Below are 17,987 nucleotides of genomic sequence, written 5' to 3'. Positions count from 1 at the left end.
CGACAATGGGCTCCCGGCGCAGCGATGCCGCCTGCGGGCCCTTCAACGACCGTCCATGCACGCATCGCATTGCCTCCAAGCCGGGTGGCTGTGTTAAACCACGGTGTCGAACCACCGGCGCATCATACCAGCGCCGAACCGGAAATTGAGAGACCGATGACCGTCGTCACCCGCTTCGCTCCGTCGCCGACCGGCTTTCTGCACATCGGCGGTGGCCGCACCGCCCTGTTCAACTGGCTGTACGCCCGCAACACCGGCGGCAAGTTCCTGCTGCGGATCGAAGACACCGACCGGCAACGCTCGACCCAGGCGGCGGTCGACGCCATCCTGGACGGGCTGCAGTGGCTGGGTCTGGACTGGGACGGCGATGCAGTCAGCCAGTTCGAACGCAAGGACCGTCATGCCGAGGTGGCGCACCAGATGCTGGCCGCCGGCAAGGCCTATCGCTGCTATTGCAGCCCTGCGGAGTTGGAGGAGATGCGCGCGGCCCAGAAGGCCGCCGGGCAACCGATGCGCTATGACGGCCGCTGGCGCGACCGTCCCGAGTCCGATGCCCCTCCGGGTGTGGCGCCGGTGATCCGGCTGAAGGCGCCGCAGGAGGGCCAGACCGTCCTGAACGACCTCGTCCAGGGCGAGGTGACGGTGCAGAACGCCCAGCTTGACGACCTGATCCTGCTGCGCGCCGACGGCACGCCGACCTATCTGCTGGCGGTGGTGGTGGACGACCACGACATGAACGTCACTCATGTGATCCGTGGGGACGACCATCTGACCAACACCTTCCGCCAGATCCAGATCTTCAACGCCATGGGCTGGGAGCTGCCGCGCTTCGGCCATATCCCGCTGATCCACGGCCCCGACGGCGCCAAGCTGTCCAAGCGGCACGGGGCGCTGGGCGTCGACGCCTATCGCGACATGGGCTATCTGCCGGAGGCGGTTCGCAACTATCTGCTGCGGCTCGGCTGGTCGCACGGCGACGACGAGATCATCTCGACCGAACAGGCCATCGAGTGGTTCAACCTGGAGAACATCGGCCGCTCGCCGTCGCGCTTCGACTTCGCCAAGCTCGAGAATCTGAATGCACATTACATGCGGCTTGCCGACGACGACCGGCTGGTCAGCCTGATCGCCCCGCGCCTGGAGGCGGAACTCGGGCGCAGCCTGAGCGACGCCGAACGCGACCTTCTGACGCGGGCAATGAACGGCCTGAAGCAGCGCGCCCGCACCGTGGTCGATCTGGCGCAGAGCGCGCGCTTCTATGTCGCGCCGCAACCGCTCAGCTATGACGAAAAAGCAACCGCCCTGCTGGACGAGAAGGGCCGCAATCTGTTGAAAGAACTGGCGGCAGCCTTCGCCGAAGAGCCGGACTTCACCGCTGCCGCGCTGGAATCGCAGGTCCGCGCCTTCGCCGAGGCGCGGGGCGAGAAGCTGGGCAAGGTGGCGCAGCCGTTGCGCGCCGCGCTGACCGGCTCGACGGTGTCGCCGCCGATATTCGAAGTGGCCGAACTGCTGGGCCGCGAAGCGACGCTTTCTCGCATCCGCGATGCAGCGGGTGCAGCATAATGGTCACTTCCGTGCGTTGCCATCGGGCAGCCTTGGAACTATGCTGCGCCGACGAAAAAAGGGCGCCAAGCCCGACCCTCAACGATAAGGACGTGCCGAGATGACCCAGACTGAGGACGGCAAGGACACCGTAACCCTCATCGACAATAAGACGGGCAAGCAGGTCACGATGCCGATCATGCACGGCAGCGTCGGGCCGAGCGTGATCGACATCCGCAAGCTCTACGCCGCGACCGGCTATTTCACCTACGATCCAGGCTTCACCTCCACGGGCAGCTGCGAGTCGGGCATCACCTACATCGACGGCGACGAGGGTGTGCTGCTGCACCGCGGCTACGCCATCGATGAGCTGGCCGAGCATTCGACCTTCCCGGAAGTCTGCTTCCTCCTGCTCAACAACCATCTGCCGACGGCGGCCGAGCGCACGGAGTTCGAGAACATCCTGCGCCGCCACTCGATGGTGCACGAGCAGCTGACCAAGTTCTACAGCGGCTTCCGCCGTGACGCCCACCCGATGGCGATCATGTGCGGTGTCGTCGGCGCCCTGTCGGCCTTCTACCACGACTCGCTGGACATCAACGATCCGCAGGCGCGCAAGATCGCCGCTCACCGCCTGATCGCCAAGATGCCGACGATTGCGGCCATGGCCTACAAGTATTCGACCGGCCAGCCCTTCATGTATCCGCGCAACGACCTGTCGTATGCGGAAAACTTCCTCTACATGACCTTCGGCACGCCCTGCGAGCCGTTCAAGGTCAACCCGATCCTGTCCAAGGCGATGGACAAGATCTTCATCCTGCATGCCGATCACGAGCAGAACGCCTCGACCTCGACCGTCCGTCTGGCCGGCTCGTCGGGCGCCAACCCGTTCGCCTGCATCGCCGCCGGCATCGCCTCGCTGTGGGGTCCGGCCCATGGCGGTGCGAACGAAGCCGTGCTGAAGATGCTGGAAGAGATCGGCTCGGTGGATCGCATCCCCGAGTTCGTCCGCCGCGCCAAGGACAAGAACGACAACTTCCGCCTGATGGGCTTCGGTCACCGGGTCTACAAGAACTACGACCCGCGCGCCCAGGTCATGCGCCAGACCTGCCACGAAGTCCTCGGCGAGCTCGGCATCAAGGACGAGCCGCTGCTGGACATCGCGATGGAACTGGAGAAGATCGCCCTGTCGGACGAGTACTTCATCGAGAAGAAGCTCTATCCGAACGTCGACTTCTACTCGGGCATCATCCTGAAGGCGATGGGCTTCCCGACCAGCATGTTCACCGTGCTGTTCGCGCTGGCCCGCACCGTTGGCTGGATCAGCCAGTGGAAGGAGATGATCGAGGACCCGGTGCAGAAGATCGGCCGTCCGCGTCAGCTCTACACCGGCGACACCAAGCGGCCGTTCGTGCCGCTGGCCGAGCGTGGCTAACCGGCCCACAGCCCATATCGGAATGGGCGGCTCCAATGGAGCCGCCCAGGACCCGACTGCGTACATCGTTCCGGCCCGGCGGGTGCGTCTGCGCCCGCCGGCCAACGACAACCGGGCGCCATTTGGCTGGCGCGTCCGCCGGCTGATCGTCTATCTGCTGATCCTGGCGCTGATCGCCGGGATCGTCTTCATCTGAGGCGATGCCTCAGTTATCGCACACCAGTGCGAAGCCCTCGTCGATCCACCCCGTAACGCCGCCGATCATCAGCTTGACCGGCCGCCCTATCCTCGCCAGTTTCAAGGCGGCGCGGTCCGCCCCATTGCAGTGGGGTCCGGCGCAATAGACCACGAACAGTGTGCCGTCCGGCCAATCCGCCATCCGCCGCCCGGTGATCTTGCCATGCGGCAGGTTCAAGGCTCCCGGTACGTGCCCACGCGCGAATGCTGCCGGTCCACGCACGTCGAGCAGGATGAATTCCGGGGTTCCCGATTTCAGTGTCTCGTGAACGTCCCAGCAGTCCGTCTCCAGCGATAGCCGTTTGGCAAAATGATCTGCCGCGATTTCCGACGGCGCAGGAGCAATTTCGGTAACGAGATTGGGCATGGGGTCCTCGTTGCTGGAAGTGATGACCACATCATTCCAATCGCGACTGCCGCTGGAAAGTGGCGCAATCGCCAGCTATCGTACAGATCATGCCAATCGCCACATCCCCGCTGGTCGTAGCCCTCGCCTATGATGGTCTCTGCACCTTCGAATTCGGCGTCGCCGTCGAGGTGTTCGGCCTGTCGCGACCTGAACTTGGGCCGGACTGGTACCGCTTCGCGGTCGCTGCACTGGATGCCGGACCGTTGCGCGCGGTGGGCGGCATCCGCGTCGAAGCCGATGGCGGGCTCGAGCTGCTCGATCAGGCCGACATCATCGTCATTCCGGGATGGCGCGGCGCACGGGAACCGGTACCAGGCGACCTGATCTCCGCGTTGCGCCGGGCCGACGAGCGCGGAGCGCGCATCCTCTCAATCTGCTCCGGCGCGTTCGTTCTCGCCGCCACCGGGCTCCTGAACGGACGCCGGGCGACCACGCATTGGCGATATGCGGCAACGCTCGGTGAACTCTACCCCGATATCCGGGTGATGCCCGACGTTCTGTACGTCGATGAAGGCAACATCCTGACCTCGGCCGGCAGTGCCGCCGGCATCGACCTCTGTCTGCATCTGGTTCGCCGCGATTTCGGACCGGAGGCGGCCAACAGCGTCGCCCGCCGCCTGGTCGTCCAGCCCCACCGCGAGGGCGGACAGGCGCAATTCATTGAAATGCCGGTGCCCACATCCCGCGAAGGAGCCCGCTTGGCTCCCCTGCTCGATCATTTGCGGGAAAGGCTGGCGGAGGAACATAGCCTGTCCGGCATGGCATCGCAGGCCGGGATGAGTGTCCGCACCTTCCTGCGCCGATTCCAGTCCCTGACCGGAACAACGCCAGGTGACTGGCTGCTGACCGAGCGGCTGGGGCGAGCCCGTGACCTTCTGGAAACGAGCAGCCTGCCGGTGGAGGAGGTGGCGACCCTGACCGGCTTCGGGTCCGCCGCGACACTCCGTCACCATTTCCGGCGCCGACTTGGACTCAGCCCCGCCAACTATCGCGAACGCTTCCGCCGCGTGACCGGGCCCGCACCAATAAAAAAGGGCGCAGCCGTCGCCAGCCACGCCCCTCCTCATGACCTTTGACCGAACGGCCCGTCACTTCCGCTCGATCAGCTCGACCTTGTAGCCGTCGGGGTCCTCGATGAATGCGATCACGGTCGTGCCATGCTTCATCGGGCCCGGCGGACGCGGGATCTTGACACCTTCGGCCGCCAGCTTCTCGCAGGTGCCATAGATGTCCGGCACGCCAAGTGCAATGTGACCATAGGCAGTGCCGATCTCGTACGGCTCCTTCTGATCCCAGTTATGGGTCAGTTCCAGAACGGCGGAATCGGACTCGTCACCATAGCCGACGAAGGCAAGGGTGAAGCGACCGCCCTCATAGTCGTTGCGACGCAGCAGCTTCATGCCGAGCAGTCGGGTATAGAAGTCCAACGACTTCTCCAGGTCCAGCACGCGCAGCATCGTGTGCAGCAGGCGGAATTCACTCATGGTCTCTGTTCTCCCATTCAGGGTTTGACCGCTTGGGGCCTGTTCAGGCGTTGCTCCGCAACGACGTCCAGGATGGTGCGGGCTGCCCGTTCGCTGGGTGGCGTATCGCCTTGCCCCAGCCAGCGGGCCACCTCAACCACGCCGTCGATCTGCGCCTGACGTGCCGCCGGATCGTCGAGCAGGCGGCCCAGTTCGGCCGCCAGTTTGTCCGGCCGGCAATCCTGCTGCAGCAGTTCCGGAACCAGCATCCGATCAAGCATCAGGTTGACGAGGTTGACGTACTTCACCCGAATCAGCCGCCGATAGAGCGCGACCGTGACCGGGTTCAGCCGATAGGCGATGACCGCCGGCAGCCGCGCAAGAGCCAACTCCAGAGAAACGGTACCGGACGCGGCGAGTGCCGCCTCCGCCGCGGCAAAGGCATCATATTTCTCGGCGTCGCCTTCCACCAGCACGGTTCGCACCGGCCAGTCGGTGATGGCGGCGGCCACCCGGTGGCGAACCGTGGCAACCGTCGGCACCACCGCCACCAAGTTTGGGTGGGAGGGTTGCAATCGCTCAAGCGTTGCACGGAAATCCGGCAGCAGCCGCGAAACCTCTCCTTTGCGGCTGCCGGGAAGAACCGCGACCACGCGGTCTTCCGGTGCGATCCCGTGACGTTCACGGAAGCCGGCACCGTCGCCCTTCCCCGCCCCGCCCTCGACCACGGAATGACCGACGAAGGTACAGGCCAGCCCTTCCCTCTCGAAATAGGGTGGCTCGAAGGGAAGCACGGCAAGCAGATGATCGTAGATGGCCGCATATTTCGCCGCGCGCTTCGGCTTCCAGGCCCAGACCGTCGGTGCGACGTAGTGGATCAGGGGAATGGAGGGTGCCGCCGCACGCACCTTCTTTGCCACGCGCACGGTGAAGCCCGGCGAGTCGATGCCGACCACTGCGTCCGGACGTATACGTATGATCTCCGCGACCGTCTGGTCAATGCGGCGGATCAGGTTCGGCAGGTGCGGCAGCAGTTCGAAGATGCCGAACAGGGTCAGTTCCGACATGGGAAAGAGGCTGATCAACCCCTCCGCCGTCATCTTCTCTCCGCCGATGCCGACGAACCTCACCTTTCCGCCGGTCAACCGCTTGGCCGCAGCCATCAGCCGGGCGCCCAACGCGTCGCCTGACGGCTCGCCGGCGATCAGGAACAGTGTCGGACCGCTGTCGGCCGCATTCGCTTCGTTCATTGCGGAATCTCGATGCCGACAACGAACAGGCCAAGGCGATCCGCAGCCTCAGCCACCGCAGGTCGGTCCACCAGCAGGCTTCCTCCAGCCTCGACCGCAATCCCGCGCAGACCGGCCGCCGCAGCCTTCTCCACCGTGGTGACCCCCATGGTGGGCAGGTCGATGCGGCGATCCTGCTTCGGCTTCTTTACCTTGACCAGAACGCCGCCGGGTCCCGGACGTGCCAATGCGGCACAGCGATCAAGCATCGCATCGGTTCCCTCGATCGCCTCGACTGCCAGAACAATGCCCTGCTGGACCACCGCCCCCTGCCCTACATCCATCGCCCCCATGGCGCGGGCAACTTCGACCGCACGGGCAATGTCCCGTTCGGTGTCCGCATCGGGTACGAGGCGGCCGACCGGTCCGATGACAGTCAGCAGATCCTTCAGCAGATCATGCAATCCGACCACTCGGAATCCATCCTCCTCGACCTCCCGCACGACGGCGCGGAGCAGGCCGTCATCACCGAGTGCACGGGTGCCGACACGGGCAAGGAAACGCGCGGTGCGCCAATCCGGCATCAATTCGGTGAAAGAGGGACGCTTGACAGGGCCGGCGAGAACGACCTCTCCCACGCGTTCCTCGTGCAGACGCCGCAGGATCGTGCCGGCGGCGCCGAAGCGGCTCCAGACATGGGGCACCCCGGCAACCGTCTCGGGATCGGTGTGTCCGTCGAAGGCGACGATAAAGACCTCTCGTCCCTGCCCGCGCACCGCATTGGCGATCCTGGCCGGAAGCGTTCCGCCGCCGGCCAGGATCGCCAGCTTCGGACCCGCTGCCGGCGATCCGGTGTCCTGTTTGATGTCGGCCATCGGCCGTTCGCCTCAGCTCTCGCGCGGCTGGCAGAGAGACCGGGCTTCCTTGGCCCGGATGAAGGAGAGAACATCCGAAATCAGCGCCCGTTCTCCGAAGTCACGGCCGACCTCTTCAACCCGTTCGGCGAAAGTGCCTTCCGGGCCGAACAACATGCGGTAGGCCGCACGCAGAGCGTGGATGTCGTCCTTCTTGAAGCCGCGGCGCTCCAGTCCGACAAGATTCAAGCCCGCCAGACGGGCGCGGTCTCCCATGACCAAGCCAAAGGGAATCACGTCGTTCTCGACGCCCGACATACCGCCGATCATGGCGTGGGAGCCGATGCGCACGAACTGGCGTACCGCCGACAGCCCGCCGATGATGACATAGTCGCCCAGCGTGACGTGTCCGCCCAGGGTGGCGTTGTTCGCCATGATGACGTGGTCGCCGACGATGCAGTCATGGGCCACATGCGAGCCCATCATGAACAGCCCATCGTCACCGACGCGGGTGATCATGCCGCCACCCTCGGTGCCCGGGTTCATCGTCACATGTTCGCGAATCTGGTTGCGCGCACCGATGACGAGCTCCGACGGCTCGCCATGGAACTTCAGATCCTGCGGCCGGTGTCCGATGGACGCGAAGGGATAGATGACGGTTTCCGCGCCTATCGTGGTGCGCCCGTCGACCGCAACATGCGAAACCAGCCGAACGCCGTCGCCCAGAGTGACGTCGGGACCGACGACGCAGAAGGGGCCGATGTCGACCCCCTCCCCCAGCTTGGCCGCAGGATCGACGATGGCGGACGGATGGATGGAAACGGTCATTTTTCGTCCAGGATCATGGCGGAATAGACGGCTTCAGCGACGAGGACGCCGTTGACCTTGGCCTCGCCCTTGAACTTCCACACGTTGGCGCGCTGACGCTGCTTGGTGACGTGGATGTGGATGGTGTCGCCGGGGGTGACGGGGCGGCGGAATCGAGCCTCGTCGACGGTCATGAAATAGACCAGCTTGCCTTCGGCGTCGGGACCCAGGGTCGCCACGACCAGCACGGCGGAGGTCTGGGCCATCGCCTCGATGATCAGCACGCCGGGCATGACCGGGCGCGACGGGAAATGGCCCTGGAAGAAAGGCTCGTTGATCGTGACATTCTTCACGCCCGTGGCGCCTTCGCCCAGGGTCACATCGATCACCCGGTCGATCATCAGGATCGGGTAGCGATGCGGGATCATCTTCATGATCCGCGTGATGTCGATGTCGTCGATCTTATTGCTTTGCGCGTTGTTGTCCGCCGTCACGTCCATTGCCCGGCCGCCCGCCTTTCCACCAACCGATAGAGTTCAGCATTCCCCGTTTCAGGGAAATGGGCACCGTCGCCCCAATTGGGAACACCGGTGCCTTATTGTTTGCTCCGCCTTCTTGCCCCATTTCCGCGGCGACCGCAACCGCCGAACCCGGAAACGGGACAGGGCCGCCACCGTCCCCGCTCGGGATGGCGACGGCCCTGTTCAGACAGGCATCACTGCTTGGGAACGTTCAGCGCAACCTGGGGCAGCTTCTTGTTCACGCGCTCCATCACCGCGTCGGTGACGTCGAGCTGCGTGTCGACCAGAACGAACTGCTGGCGGGCCAGAACGAGGTTCGCCCCGCGCTCGCGCGAGATGTCGGCGACCACCTCGACCATCGTCTTGTGAACGACGGCCATCGCTTCGTTCAGGCTGGTCTCCAGAGCACGCTTGCGGTTCTGCACCGTCTTCTGCACGTCTGCGACCTGCTTTTCGAAATCGCGGCGCTTGTTGGCGAGAGCTTCCGGCGACAGGACGGTCTGCTGCTTGCGCAGCTCGTCCTCGTTCTTCCGGAGCTTGTCCTCCAGCGCGGAAATTTCCTTCTGGTAGGAATCGCGCAGCGATTCGAAGGACTTGGTAATGCCCTTCGACGCGGCGGATTCCTGCATGATCTTCTGGACGTCGATCACGGCAATGACCGGCGCCTTAAGCTCCGCACCCGGACCCGGCACATCGGCCTTCGGGGCGTCGGTCTTGGGCGCCGATTGGGCCGGAGCCGCCTGGGCCATGGCCGAGGTCGCGGCGAAGATGAGACCGGCAGCCGTAACGGCCGACAGGGCGGCGACGCGGAACGGCGTCTTCGACAAGGTGGATTGCATCTTAGAACCTGGTTCCGAAGCTGAAACGGATAAGCTCTTTCTTGTCGTAGCCTTCCTTGCGGATCGGCAGGGCGACATCGAGCCGGATGGGGCCGAACGGCGACTTCCACGACACGCCGGTGCCGATGGAAACGCGGATGCTCTCGTCATCCTTGACGTTCGGATCGCTGATATCGACCTTTCCCAGCGTGCCGACATCGGTGAAGGCATGGCCGAGCAGACCGAATTCCTCCGGCAGGCCGAAGGGGAAGCTCATTTCCACCGAGGCGCGGGCATAGCGCGTACCGCCCAGAGCGTCGCCGGTCGAAATATCCCGCGGACCGATGCCGGCGGTGTTGAAGCCGCGCAGGGTGTCGCCGCCGATGAAGAAGCGGTCGCCAAGATCGACCTTCTTGCCGAGGCCGTGGATGTAGCCGATTTCGCCGGTGGTGCTGAGCACCCACTGATCTTCGCCGAGCGGCACGTAGTAGCCGGCAGCCAGCTTGTTCCGCAGGAAGCGCACCGACCCACCGAGACCCGCGATGTCGTTGGTCAGGCGGACGAAGTACCCCTCGGTCGGCGTCAGCTTGCTGTTGCGGACGTCGTAGGTCAGCTCCTGGCCGATCAGCGAGGTCAAACGCTCACCGCGCTGCTCCTGGATGTACTTCGACGCGGTGGTCGGCACTTCCTCGATCAGCGTGTCCTGCAGCTGATAGTAAACGCGCTGGCGCAGACGCTCGGTCAGCGGATAGCCGAGGCGCAGGGCGAAGCCGGTGTTCTTTTCGTTGAACGAGCTTTCGTCCTGGTAGTTGTAGCGCGTCCGGAAAATGTCGACACCGGCCGACAGGTCGCGGTCCATGAAGTACGGCTCCGTGAAGGAGATATCGTACAGCTGGCGCCGGCCGGACAGCGTGGCGCCCAGACGCAGATCCTGGCCACGACCGAGAAGATTACGCTCACGGATCGAGAAGTCGCCCAAGGGGCCGTCGGAGGTCGAGAAGCCCGCACCGATGGAGATTTCACCGGTGGATTGCTCTGCCACGTCGACGTTGACGACGGTGCGATCCGGCGCGCTGCTCTCGGACGTCGTGATGTTCACACGCTCGAAGAAGCCGAGGTCCTTGATGCGCTGTTCCGACCGCTTCAGCTTCGACGCGTTGAAGGGGTCGCCTTCGGACAGCAGCATCTCGCGGCGAATCACCTTGTCGAGCGTCCGGACGTTGCCGGAGATATCGATGCGATCGACAAAGGTGCGCGGCCCCTCGTTGATCTCGTAGGTGATGTCAATGGTGTGGGTTTCGCGGTTGCGCGAAATCCGCGGACGGACGTCGACGAAGGCGTACTGCAGGTCGCCGACCGCGTTGGTCAGCTTCGTGATGGTGTCTTCCACCTTCTGGGCGTTGTACCAGTCGCCTTCGGTGGTGGTGACGCTGTTCTGCAGAACCGTGGGGTCGAGCTGCTTCAGCGATGTCTTGATATCGACCTTGCCGAACTTGTAGCGCTCACCTTCCTCGATGGTGAAGGTGATGAAGAAATCCGATTTGTCCGGAGTCAGTTCGGCCACCGCCGACACGACGCGGAAATCGGCATAGCCTTCCTTCAGGTAGAAGCGGCGCAGCAGGTCGCGATCGTAGTTTAGGCGGTCCGGATCGTAATTGTCATCCGACGACAGGAACCGCCACCAGGCCGATTCCTTGGTCTGGATGTTCTCGCGCAGAGTTCCGTCCGAGAAATGCTCGTTGCCGATGAAGGTGATGCCGCGCACGCCGGTGCGCACGCCTTCATTGATCTCGAACACCAGATCGACGCGATTCTGGTCGAGTTGGATGATCTTCGGCTCGACCGTCGCGCCAAAGCGGCCTTGCCGCCGGTAAATTTCCTGGATGCGCTGAACGTCGGACTGGACCCGCGTCCGGGTATAGACGACACGCGGACGCAGCTGGATTTCCTTCTCCAGCGTGTCCTTCTCGATGCGCCGGTTGCCCTCGAACGCGATGCGGTTGATGATCGGGTTCTCCGCCACCGTGACCACCAGCGTATCGCCCTCGCGCTTCAGCACGACGTCGGCAAACAGACCGGTGTTGAACAGCGACTTCAGCGACTGGTCGATCCGGTCGGGATCGAAGGGGTCGCCGGGCTGAACGGTCAGGTAGGAGCGGACCGTGGAGGGTTCGATGCGCTGGGTGCCTTCGACCCGGATGTCGCGCACCGTACCGCCACTGAACACCTGGGTGACCGTGGACCCGGTGACCGCCGGCGCCCGCCCGGGCGAGGCGGCGGTTTGGGCGAGGGCGACAGACACCGTCGTCATGGCGCAGCCGGCCATCAGGCCCGCCACCAGAACTTTGCTCGACACCGGCAAATCACGCTCCCTGGCAAGGGGCTGGCTTTAGGAAACCAGTCCCCGGAAGAAATCGACCACGCGCAGTTGAACAAGGTCGTTCCACGTGGCGAAGACCATGAGCGTTAATACCAAGGCCAATCCAATTCGGAAACCGTATTCTTGCGCTCGCGCTCCAAGCGGCCGGCCGAGCAGCTTTTCGATGCCGTAAAAAAGCAGGTGGCCGCCGTCCAGCATCGGAACCGGAAACAGGTTGATCAGTCCCAGGTTCACCGACAGGAAAGTCATGAACCAGACCAGCGGATACCAGCCGGATTGCGCGACCTCGCCCGACATCTGGGCGATGCGCAGCGGCCCGCCCAACTCCTCCGTCCCGCGCGATCCCTGGACCATCTGGCCCAATGCGGTGAAGGTGCCGGTGATCATGCCTGCGACTTCACGTCCCGCCTGCCAGACCGCAGTCAGGGGGTCGTGACGCATCATACCGACGCTGCCGCGGCTGATCCCGAGCAGGCCGATCTGGTGAGCGTTGCCGAGTCGGTCGGTGACGGTCTGCGACTCCGGTGTGGCGGTCAGGGTCATCACCCGCCCATCGCGCTTCAGTTCGATGGCGAGAGGTTCGCCCGGGCGGATCGAAACGATCTGCCGGATTTCCTCGAATCGTTGAACCCCGGTGCCGTCGACCGACAGGATCAGGTCACCCGGTTGGATGCCCGCCCGTTCCGCCGCGCTGCCGGGCTGAATGCCGCCGACGTCCGGCGGGGTGAAGGATTGGCCGGCGGTCATGAACAGCAGGGAAAGAACGACGATGGAGAATACGAAATTCGCGATCGGCCCGGCTGCGACGATCGCCGCACGCTGCCCCACCCGCTTGTGGTGGAAGGACACCGCGCGCTCCTCCGCCGACATGGCGGTCAGATGGGCGCCCGGCGTGCTGGCCGGATCGGCATCGCCGAACATCTTGACGTAGCCGCCGAGCGGCAGCGCGCTGAACTTCCAGCGGGTGCCCGCCCGGTCGGTGAAGCCGAACAGCTCCGGTCCGAAGCCGATGGAGAAGGTCTCGATCCGCACACCGTTGCGGCGCGCGATCAGATAGTGACCAAGCTCGTGCACGAAGACGAGCACGGTGAGGACCAGCAGAAAGGCCAGCACCGAGGTCCAGAAACCGCCGATAACGTCCATATCAACCCTTGCGCCTTCCAGCGCCTCGAACGCGGATCATCGGCTGCCAACCGCCGTCGCACCGATGGCCTCAACGCGTCCGGCGGCATCCCGCCTTGCGTCCGCGTCGGCCTCCCGCACGGCGGCGAGATCGCGCAGCGGGCGGTGGGGCAACGCCGTCAACGTCTCCTCGACGATCCGTTCGATGTCGAGGAAGCCGATCCGACGGTCGAGAAACGCCTGGACGGCCACCTCGTTGGCGGCACTGAGTATAGTAGGAGCGCCCCCCCCGCTTTGCAAGGCGGCCCGGGCCAGCCGAAGTGCGGGGAAACGCACGGGATCGGGGGCCTCGAAGGTCAGCGTCGCCGCCTTGACCAGATCGAGCCGCTCGGCCGGCGTGGCGATGCGGGCGGGCCAGCCGAGCGCGTAGGCGATCGGCGTGCGCATGTCGGGTGTGCCGAGCTGCGCCAGGACCGAGCCGTCGACATATTCGACCAGCGAATGGATGACGGACTGCGGGTGGACCAGCACGTCGATACGCTCTTCCGGGACGCCGAACAGGAAGTGGGCTTCGATCAGTTCCAGCCCCTTGTTCATCATCGTGGCGCTGTCCACCGAAATCTTGGCGCCCATGTCCCAGGTCGGATGGGCGACCGCCTGTTCCCGCGTGGCAGCGGCCATGAAGGCGCGATCCCTGGTGCGGAAGGGACCGCCGGACGCCGTCAGGATCAGACGGGCGACGCTTTCGGTGCGGTCGAAATCGAAGACCTGATAGATGGCGGAATGTTCGCTGTCGACCGGCAGCAGCGTCGCGCCGTGGGCCTTCACCTCCTCCATCATCAAGGCGCCGGCGCAGACCAGGACCTCCTTGTTGGCGAAGGCGACGATGGCGCCACGCCGCACGGCGGCGAGCGTCGGCTCCAAACCTGCGGCGCCGACGATGGCAGCCATCACCCAGTCGGCCGGACGCTCCGCCGCGGCGGCAACCGCTTCGGACCCGGCGGCGACCTCGATGCCGGTGCCGGAGAGCAGGCTCTTCAACTCGGCATAGGCGGCCGGATCGGCGACCACCGCCAAGCGGGCGTTCAACTGCCGGGCCTGACGGGCCAGCAGCGCGACGTTGCGATTGGCGGTCAGCGCCTCCACCGGAAAACGATCCGGATCGCGGGAGACCAGATCCACGGTCTGCGTCCCGACCGAGCCCGTAGACCCGAGAATCGTTACGCTGCGCGGCGCATCAGGCCCCGCTCCCGCTTTCACCACCATGACAGAACCGATCCAACGGCCGCGTGAAACAGGGCCAGCACCGGGGCCGCGGCCAGAAGCCCGTCGATGCGGTCGAGGATGCCGCCATGCCCGGGAATGAGCTGGCCGCTGTCCTTCACATTGTAGCGCCGCTTGACCGCCGATTCGAACAGGTCACCGGCCTGCCCGACCACGGCGACGGCAGCGCCCACCGCCAAAGCGATGTCCGGGCGCGCCGCTCCGAAGGCCAGAGCCACCAGCCAGCCGAACAGGGCCGACGAGGCCATGCCGCCGATCAGGCCGGCCCAGGTCTTCTTCGGGCTGATGCGCGGCGCCAGCTTAGGCCCGCCGATGCTGCGGCCCGCGGCATAGGCGCCGATGTCGGTCGCCCAGATGGCAATGAGAACGAACAGGAAGAGCGACAGCCCCGCATCCGGCAGATCGCGCAGCCACGTCAGGCCGGCCATGCCGACAGCGACATAGAAGACGCCAAACCCGAGCAGGTTGCGGTCGCTGCCGCCGCCGATGATGGCTGTCAGAACGGCGAAGGCTGCAGCCGCTCCCAAACCGGCGGCCGGGCCGGCGGCGATCTGCGCCATCAACGCAACGACGATGCCGGCCGCCGCCATGATGCGGGCCGGCAGACGGCGGGCGCTGGGGACGATGCTGGTCCATTCGGACACAGCGATCACCGATCCGAAGGCGATCAGGGCATGGAACACCCAGCCGCCAATCCAGACGGCGCCCAGCACGACCGGCGCCATGACCAGTGCCGACAGCACGCGAACCTTGAGGTCCCCTGCCTTGGATGGCTTGGCCGGCACGTCGGATGAAGCCGGCGTGTCAGCGCGACCCGGCGGTGGTGGCGCCGAAGCGGCGTTCCCGTCGGTGGAACTCTTCAATCGCCGCCTCCAGATCGCGCTTGGTGAAATCGGGCCAGAGCGTATCGACGAAGACCAGCTCGGCATAGGCCGCCTGCCACAGCAGGAAATTGCTGATCCGCTTCTCGCCGCTGGTGCGGATGATCAGGTCGGGGTCCGGAATATCGGCCGTGTAGAGCCGCGCCGACAGCGCGTCTTCGTCGATCGCCTCGGGCTTCAGACGTCCTGCGGCGACCTCTTCCGCCAACCGGCGGGCGGCATGGACGATCTCCAGGCGCGATCCGTAGCTGAGCGCGACCACGAGCGTCATGACCTTGTTGTCGCGGGTCAGACCCTCGGCATTGTCGATCAGCCGGTTGATGTCCTCCGACAGTCGCGTACGGTCACCGATCACCCGCAGGCGGACGCCCGCCCGGTGCAGTTCGGCAACCTCGCTGCGCAGGTAGAAGCGCAGCAGACCCATCAGGTCGCTGACCTCTTCCTCCGGCCGGCGCCAGTTCTCCGAGGAGAAGCTGAAGATCGTCAGAGTGCCGATGCCAAGTTCGCGCGCCGCTTCCACGGTGCGGCGGACGGCGTCCACGCCCTTCTTGTGACCGGCGGTGCGCGGCAGGCCGCGCGCCTTGGCCCAGCGCCCGTTGCCATCCATGATGATGGCGACATGCCCTGGGGCCGTGTTGGACCGGTTGTCGTCCGCGTCGCGCATTCCGGATCAGACCTGCATGATTTCCTTTTCTTTTTGCGCAAGCGAGTCGTCGACCAGCTTGATGTGCTGATCGGTCAGCACTTGCACCTTGTCCGCCTGGACCTTGTGTTCGTCCTGGGTGATCTCGCTGGCCTTCTCGGCCTTCTTCAGGCCGTCCATGCCGTCGCGACGGATGTTGCGGATGGCGACGCGGCACTGCTCGGCGTACTTGTGCGCGACTTTCGCCAGTTCGGCGCGGCGCTCCTGCGTCAAGTCGGGCAGCGGCACGCGGATGACCTGCCCCTCGGCCTGCGGGTTCAGGCCCAGCCCGCTGTCGCGGATGGCCTTCTCGACCGCCTTGGTCATGCCGCGGTCCCACACCTGCACCGAGATCAGGCGGGGCTCCGGTACGGAAACCGTCGCGACCTCGCGCAGGTGCATGCGGCTGCCATAGGCCTCCACCATCACCGGTTCGAGCAGATTGGACGAGGCGCGGCCGGTACGCAGACCGCCCAGTTCCTTGCGAAACGACTCAAGCGCGCCTTCCATGCGGCGCTTCAGATCCGATAGGTCGGGCGCAGCCACGGGCCTACTCCCTTTCTTCCGTTATGATGGTGTGCTTGCCACGGCCCTGCATCACTTCGGCGAAGGCGCCGGGCGTGTGGATCGAGAAGACCAGAATGGGAATGTGGTTCTCGCGCGACAGCGCGATCGCCGAAGCGTCCATCACCTGCAGATCCTTGGTCAGGACGTCCATGTAGGTAAGGCGTTCGTAGTGCTGGGCCGACGGATCCTTCTTCGGATCGGCGGTATAGACGCCGTCGACCTGCGTCCCCTTCAGCAGACCGTCACAGCCCATTTCGGAGGCGCGCAGCGCCGCGGCGGTGTCGGTGGTGAAGAAGGGGTTGCCGGTGCCGGCGGCGAAGATCACCACCCGGCCCTTTTCCATGTGACGGACGGCGCGGCGCCGGATGTAGGGCTCGCAGACCGTCGACATGGGGATGGCCGACTGCACCCGCGTGCTGACGCCCATCCGTTCGAGCGCGCTCTGCATCGAGAGCGCGTTCATCACGGTGGCGAGCATGCCGATATAGTCGGCCGAGGCACGCTCCATACCGTTCGCCGCACCCTTCACACCCCGGAAGATGTTCCCCCCGCCGATGACCAGACAGACCTGGACGCCGAGTGCGATGACCGCCTTCACCTCGTTGGCGATGCGGTTCACCATCTCCGGGTCCAGACCATAGTCGCGCTGACCCATCAGCGCCTCGCCCGACACCTTGAGGAGGACGCGCTTGTAGCGGACGTCCTCGGTCGGTGCGGTGGTCCCGGTGGATTCGACCATGGGGGGAACGCTCCCTTGCTGTTTCAGAATTCGGCTCGCGGACCTTAAGCGTTCGACCTTAGCGGTCTCAGCCCTGACCGCCGGCGGCGGCGGCGACTTCGGCGGCGAAGTCCGACTGGGCCTTCTCGATGCCCTCGCCCAGCGCGAAGCGGGTGAAGGCCGTCACCTTGACCGGAGCGCCAACGTCCTTGGCGGCGTTCTCCACCACCTTGCGGACCTTGGTCTCGCCGTCGATCACGTAGGTCTGCTCCAGCAGGCAGACTTCCTCGTAGTACTTTCGGACGCGGCCTTCGACCATCTTCTCGATGATGTTCTCCGGCTTGCCCGAAGCGCGGGCCTGCTCGGCCAGCACGCTGCGCTCACGCTCCAGCGACGAGCTGTCGACATCGGCGATGTCCAGCGCATCCGGACGGGCGGCGGCAATGTGCATGGCGATCTGCTTGCCGAGATCGGCCAGCTTGGCCGTGTCGCCGGTCGACTCCAGGGCGACCAGGACGCCGATCTTGCCCAGGCCCGGCGCGATGGCCGAGTGGACATAGCTGACGACGACACCGGCCGAAACCGACAGGGTAACGGCGCGGCGCAGGTTCATGTTCTCGCCGACGGTGGCGATCAGGCTGGTCAGCTCGTCCTGGGCGGTGTGCGAGGTGCCCGGATAAGTCGCGGCCTTCAGCGTCTCGACGTCGCCGGCGGTGGTCAGGGCCAGCTCGGCGGCCTTGGCGGCGAACGCCTGGAACTTGTCGTTGCGGGCCACGAAGTCGGTCTCGGCGTTCACCTCGACGACCGCACCTTTGGTGCCGGCGGTGGCGACGGCGACCAGACCCTCGGCGGCGACGCGGCCCGACTTCTTCGCAGCGGCGGCGAGGCCCTTCTTGCGCAGCCAGTCGACGGCGCCCTCGAGGTCGCCCTGCGTCTCGTTCAGCGCCTTCTTGCAGTCCATCATGCCCGCGCCGGTCTTCTCGCGCAGTTCCTTGACGAGCGAGGCGGTAATCTCGGCCATGTTGCGCCCTCTTCCTT

19 protein-coding genes are annotated in these 17,987 nt (G+C 65.3%); 4 read left to right on the top strand and 15 right to left on the bottom strand.

What is annotated here, in order from left to right; translation table 11 throughout:
• Nucleotides 1-156: 156 nt before the first annotated feature.
• From gltX to PWS46_RS04995, 3 genes are all read left to right on the top strand, one after another.
• Nucleotides 157-1,563: a glutamate--tRNA ligase gene (gene gltX / locus PWS46_RS05005; RefSeq protein ID WP_434618853.1), complete on the top strand. Its 1,407-nt coding sequence runs from the start codon at nucleotides 157-159 to the stop codon at nucleotides 1,561-1,563.
• Nucleotides 1,564-1,663: 100 nt separating this feature from the next.
• Nucleotides 1,664-2,977: a citrate synthase gene (gltA, locus tag PWS46_RS05000; RefSeq protein ID WP_149197138.1), complete on the top strand. Its 1,314-nt coding sequence runs from the start codon at nucleotides 1,664-1,666 to the stop codon at nucleotides 2,975-2,977.
• Between the two features lie 22 nt (nucleotides 2,978-2,999).
• Nucleotides 3,000-3,173: a hypothetical protein gene (locus tag PWS46_RS04995; protein WP_434618850.1), complete on the top strand. Its 174-nt coding sequence runs from the start codon at nucleotides 3,000-3,002 to the stop codon at nucleotides 3,171-3,173.
• A 9-nt stretch (nucleotides 3,174-3,182) separates the two neighbouring features.
• On the opposite strand, the gene PWS46_RS04990 is transcribed toward PWS46_RS04995, so the two are convergent.
• On the bottom strand, nucleotides 3,183-3,581 hold the full coding sequence (locus PWS46_RS04990) for a rhodanese-like domain-containing protein (RefSeq protein ID WP_434618848.1): 399 nt from the start codon (nucleotides 3,579-3,581) through the stop codon (nucleotides 3,183-3,185).
• Between the two features lie 59 nt (nucleotides 3,582-3,640).
• Between PWS46_RS04990 and ftrA the strand changes: the two genes are divergently transcribed.
• A complete protein-coding gene (gene ftrA, locus PWS46_RS04985) occupies nucleotides 3,641-4,699 on the top strand; it encodes a transcriptional regulator FtrA (protein WP_434618845.1) in 1,059 nt (352 codons plus the stop codon).
• Nucleotides 4,700-4,711: 12 nt separating this feature from the next.
• On the opposite strand, the gene gloA is transcribed toward ftrA, so the two are convergent.
• The 14 genes from gloA to tsf all read right to left on the bottom strand — a co-directional run bounded on the left by gloA (nucleotide 4,712) and on the right by tsf (nucleotide 17,970).
• Complete coding sequence (gene gloA / locus PWS46_RS04980) at nucleotides 4,712-5,107, bottom strand: lactoylglutathione lyase (RefSeq protein WP_434618842.1); 396 nt, start codon at nucleotides 5,105-5,107, stop codon at nucleotides 4,712-4,714.
• Nucleotides 5,108-5,124: 17 nt separating this feature from the next.
• Nucleotides 5,125-6,336, bottom strand: a complete 1,212-nt coding sequence (gene lpxB, locus PWS46_RS04975; protein WP_434618840.1) for a lipid-A-disaccharide synthase — start codon at nucleotides 6,334-6,336, stop codon at nucleotides 5,125-5,127.
• Nucleotides 6,333-7,190 carry an LpxI family protein gene (locus tag PWS46_RS04970; RefSeq protein WP_434618837.1) on the bottom strand — a complete coding sequence of 286 codons (858 nt, stop codon included), beginning with the start codon at nucleotides 7,188-7,190 and terminating at the stop codon, nucleotides 6,333-6,335. The genes lpxB and PWS46_RS04970 overlap by 4 nt, the downstream gene beginning before the upstream one ends.
• Nucleotides 7,191-7,202: 12 nt before the next feature.
• Entirely contained in the window at nucleotides 7,203-7,997 is a 795-nt protein-coding gene (gene lpxA, locus PWS46_RS04965) for an acyl-ACP--UDP-N-acetylglucosamine O-acyltransferase (RefSeq protein WP_434618834.1), read from the bottom strand.
• Nucleotides 7,994-8,476: a 3-hydroxyacyl-ACP dehydratase FabZ gene (gene fabZ, locus PWS46_RS04960; RefSeq protein WP_085089229.1), complete on the bottom strand. Its 483-nt coding sequence runs from the start codon at nucleotides 8,474-8,476 to the stop codon at nucleotides 7,994-7,996. The genes lpxA and fabZ overlap by 4 nt, the downstream gene beginning before the upstream one ends.
• Nucleotides 8,477-8,691: 215 nt before the next feature.
• The gene (locus PWS46_RS04955; protein ID WP_434618831.1) at nucleotides 8,692-9,336 is read right to left on the bottom strand and encodes an OmpH family outer membrane protein; all 645 of its coding nucleotides are present in this window, start codon (nucleotides 9,334-9,336) and stop codon (nucleotides 8,692-8,694) included.
• Nucleotide 9,337: 1 nt separating this feature from the next.
• The gene (gene bamA, locus PWS46_RS04950; RefSeq protein WP_434618828.1) at nucleotides 9,338-11,677 is read right to left on the bottom strand and encodes an outer membrane protein assembly factor BamA; all 2,340 of its coding nucleotides are present in this window, start codon (nucleotides 11,675-11,677) and stop codon (nucleotides 9,338-9,340) included.
• Nucleotides 11,678-11,704: 27 nt separating this feature from the next.
• A complete protein-coding gene (rseP, locus tag PWS46_RS04945; protein ID WP_434618825.1) occupies nucleotides 11,705-12,838 on the bottom strand; it encodes an RIP metalloprotease RseP in 1,134 nt (377 codons plus the stop codon).
• Between the two features lie 36 nt (nucleotides 12,839-12,874).
• Nucleotides 12,875-14,083 carry a 1-deoxy-D-xylulose-5-phosphate reductoisomerase gene (locus PWS46_RS04940; RefSeq protein WP_434618822.1) on the bottom strand — a complete coding sequence of 403 codons (1,209 nt, stop codon included), beginning with the start codon at nucleotides 14,081-14,083 and terminating at the stop codon, nucleotides 12,875-12,877.
• Nucleotides 14,074-14,964 carry a phosphatidate cytidylyltransferase gene (locus PWS46_RS04935; RefSeq protein WP_434618819.1) on the bottom strand — a complete coding sequence of 297 codons (891 nt, stop codon included), beginning with the start codon at nucleotides 14,962-14,964 and terminating at the stop codon, nucleotides 14,074-14,076. Before PWS46_RS04935 ends, PWS46_RS04940 begins: the two co-directional genes overlap by 10 nt.
• The gene (locus PWS46_RS04930) at nucleotides 14,906-15,646 is read right to left on the bottom strand and encodes an isoprenyl transferase (protein WP_434618816.1); all 741 of its coding nucleotides are present in this window, start codon (nucleotides 15,644-15,646) and stop codon (nucleotides 14,906-14,908) included. Before PWS46_RS04930 ends, PWS46_RS04935 begins: the two co-directional genes overlap by 59 nt.
• 6 nt (nucleotides 15,647-15,652) lie before the next feature.
• On the bottom strand, nucleotides 15,653-16,174 hold the full coding sequence (gene frr / locus PWS46_RS04925; RefSeq protein WP_432264202.1) for a ribosome recycling factor: 522 nt from the start codon (nucleotides 16,172-16,174) through the stop codon (nucleotides 15,653-15,655).
• Nucleotides 16,175-16,214: 40 nt separating this feature from the next.
• Nucleotides 16,215-16,970 carry a UMP kinase gene (gene pyrH, locus PWS46_RS04920; protein ID WP_434618814.1) on the bottom strand — a complete coding sequence of 252 codons (756 nt, stop codon included), beginning with the start codon at nucleotides 16,968-16,970 and terminating at the stop codon, nucleotides 16,215-16,217.
• Nucleotides 16,971-17,037: 67 nt separating this feature from the next.
• Entirely contained in the window at nucleotides 17,038-17,970 is a 933-nt protein-coding gene (gene tsf / locus PWS46_RS04915) for a translation elongation factor Ts (RefSeq protein ID WP_434618811.1), read from the bottom strand.
• Between the last annotated feature and the right edge of the window lie 17 nt (nucleotides 17,971-17,987).

The organism is Azospirillum sp. B2RO_4 (genome assembly GCF_051124815.1).
GTDB lineage: Bacteria > Pseudomonadota > Alphaproteobacteria > Azospirillales > Azospirillaceae > Azospirillum.
This window is presented reverse-complemented; position numbering and strand designations above follow the sequence as displayed.

Coding starts and splice junctions, on each gene's coding strand:
- tsf (WP_434618811.1), bottom strand. CDS start 17,970: ATGGCCGAGATTACCGCCTCGCTCGTCAAGGAACTGCGCGAGAAGACC.
- lpxB (WP_434618840.1), bottom strand. CDS start 6,336: ATGAACGAAGCGAATGCGGCCGACAGCGGTCCGACACTGTTCCTGATC.
- PWS46_RS04995 (WP_434618850.1), top strand. CDS start 3,000: ATGGGCGGCTCCAATGGAGCCGCCCAGGACCCGACTGCGTACATCGTT.
- lpxA (WP_434618834.1), bottom strand. CDS start 7,997: ATGACCGTTTCCATCCATCCGTCCGCCATCGTCGATCCTGCGGCCAAG.
- frr (WP_432264202.1), bottom strand. CDS start 16,174: ATGGAAGGCGCGCTTGAGTCGTTTCGCAAGGAACTGGGCGGTCTGCGT.
- PWS46_RS04990 (WP_434618848.1), bottom strand. CDS start 3,581: ATGCCCAATCTCGTTACCGAAATTGCTCCTGCGCCGTCGGAAATCGCG.
- PWS46_RS04970 (WP_434618837.1), bottom strand. CDS start 7,190: ATGGCCGACATCAAACAGGACACCGGATCGCCGGCAGCGGGTCCGAAG.
- rseP (WP_434618825.1), bottom strand. CDS start 12,838: ATGGACGTTATCGGCGGTTTCTGGACCTCGGTGCTGGCCTTTCTGCTG.
- pyrH (WP_434618814.1), bottom strand. CDS start 16,970: ATGGTCGAATCCACCGGGACCACCGCACCGACCGAGGACGTCCGCTAC.
- gltA (WP_149197138.1), top strand. CDS start 1,664: ATGACCCAGACTGAGGACGGCAAGGACACCGTAACCCTCATCGACAAT.
- gloA (WP_434618842.1), bottom strand. CDS start 5,107: ATGAGTGAATTCCGCCTGCTGCACACGATGCTGCGCGTGCTGGACCTG.
- PWS46_RS04955 (WP_434618831.1), bottom strand. CDS start 9,336: ATGCAATCCACCTTGTCGAAGACGCCGTTCCGCGTCGCCGCCCTGTCG.
- PWS46_RS04930 (WP_434618816.1), bottom strand. CDS start 15,646: ATGCGCGACGCGGACGACAACCGGTCCAACACGGCCCCAGGGCATGTC.
- gltX (WP_434618853.1), top strand. CDS start 157: ATGACCGTCGTCACCCGCTTCGCTCCGTCGCCGACCGGCTTTCTGCAC.
- fabZ (WP_085089229.1), bottom strand. CDS start 8,476: ATGGACGTGACGGCGGACAACAACGCGCAAAGCAATAAGATCGACGAC.
- PWS46_RS04940 (WP_434618822.1), bottom strand. CDS start 14,083: ATGGTGGTGAAAGCGGGAGCGGGGCCTGATGCGCCGCGCAGCGTAACG.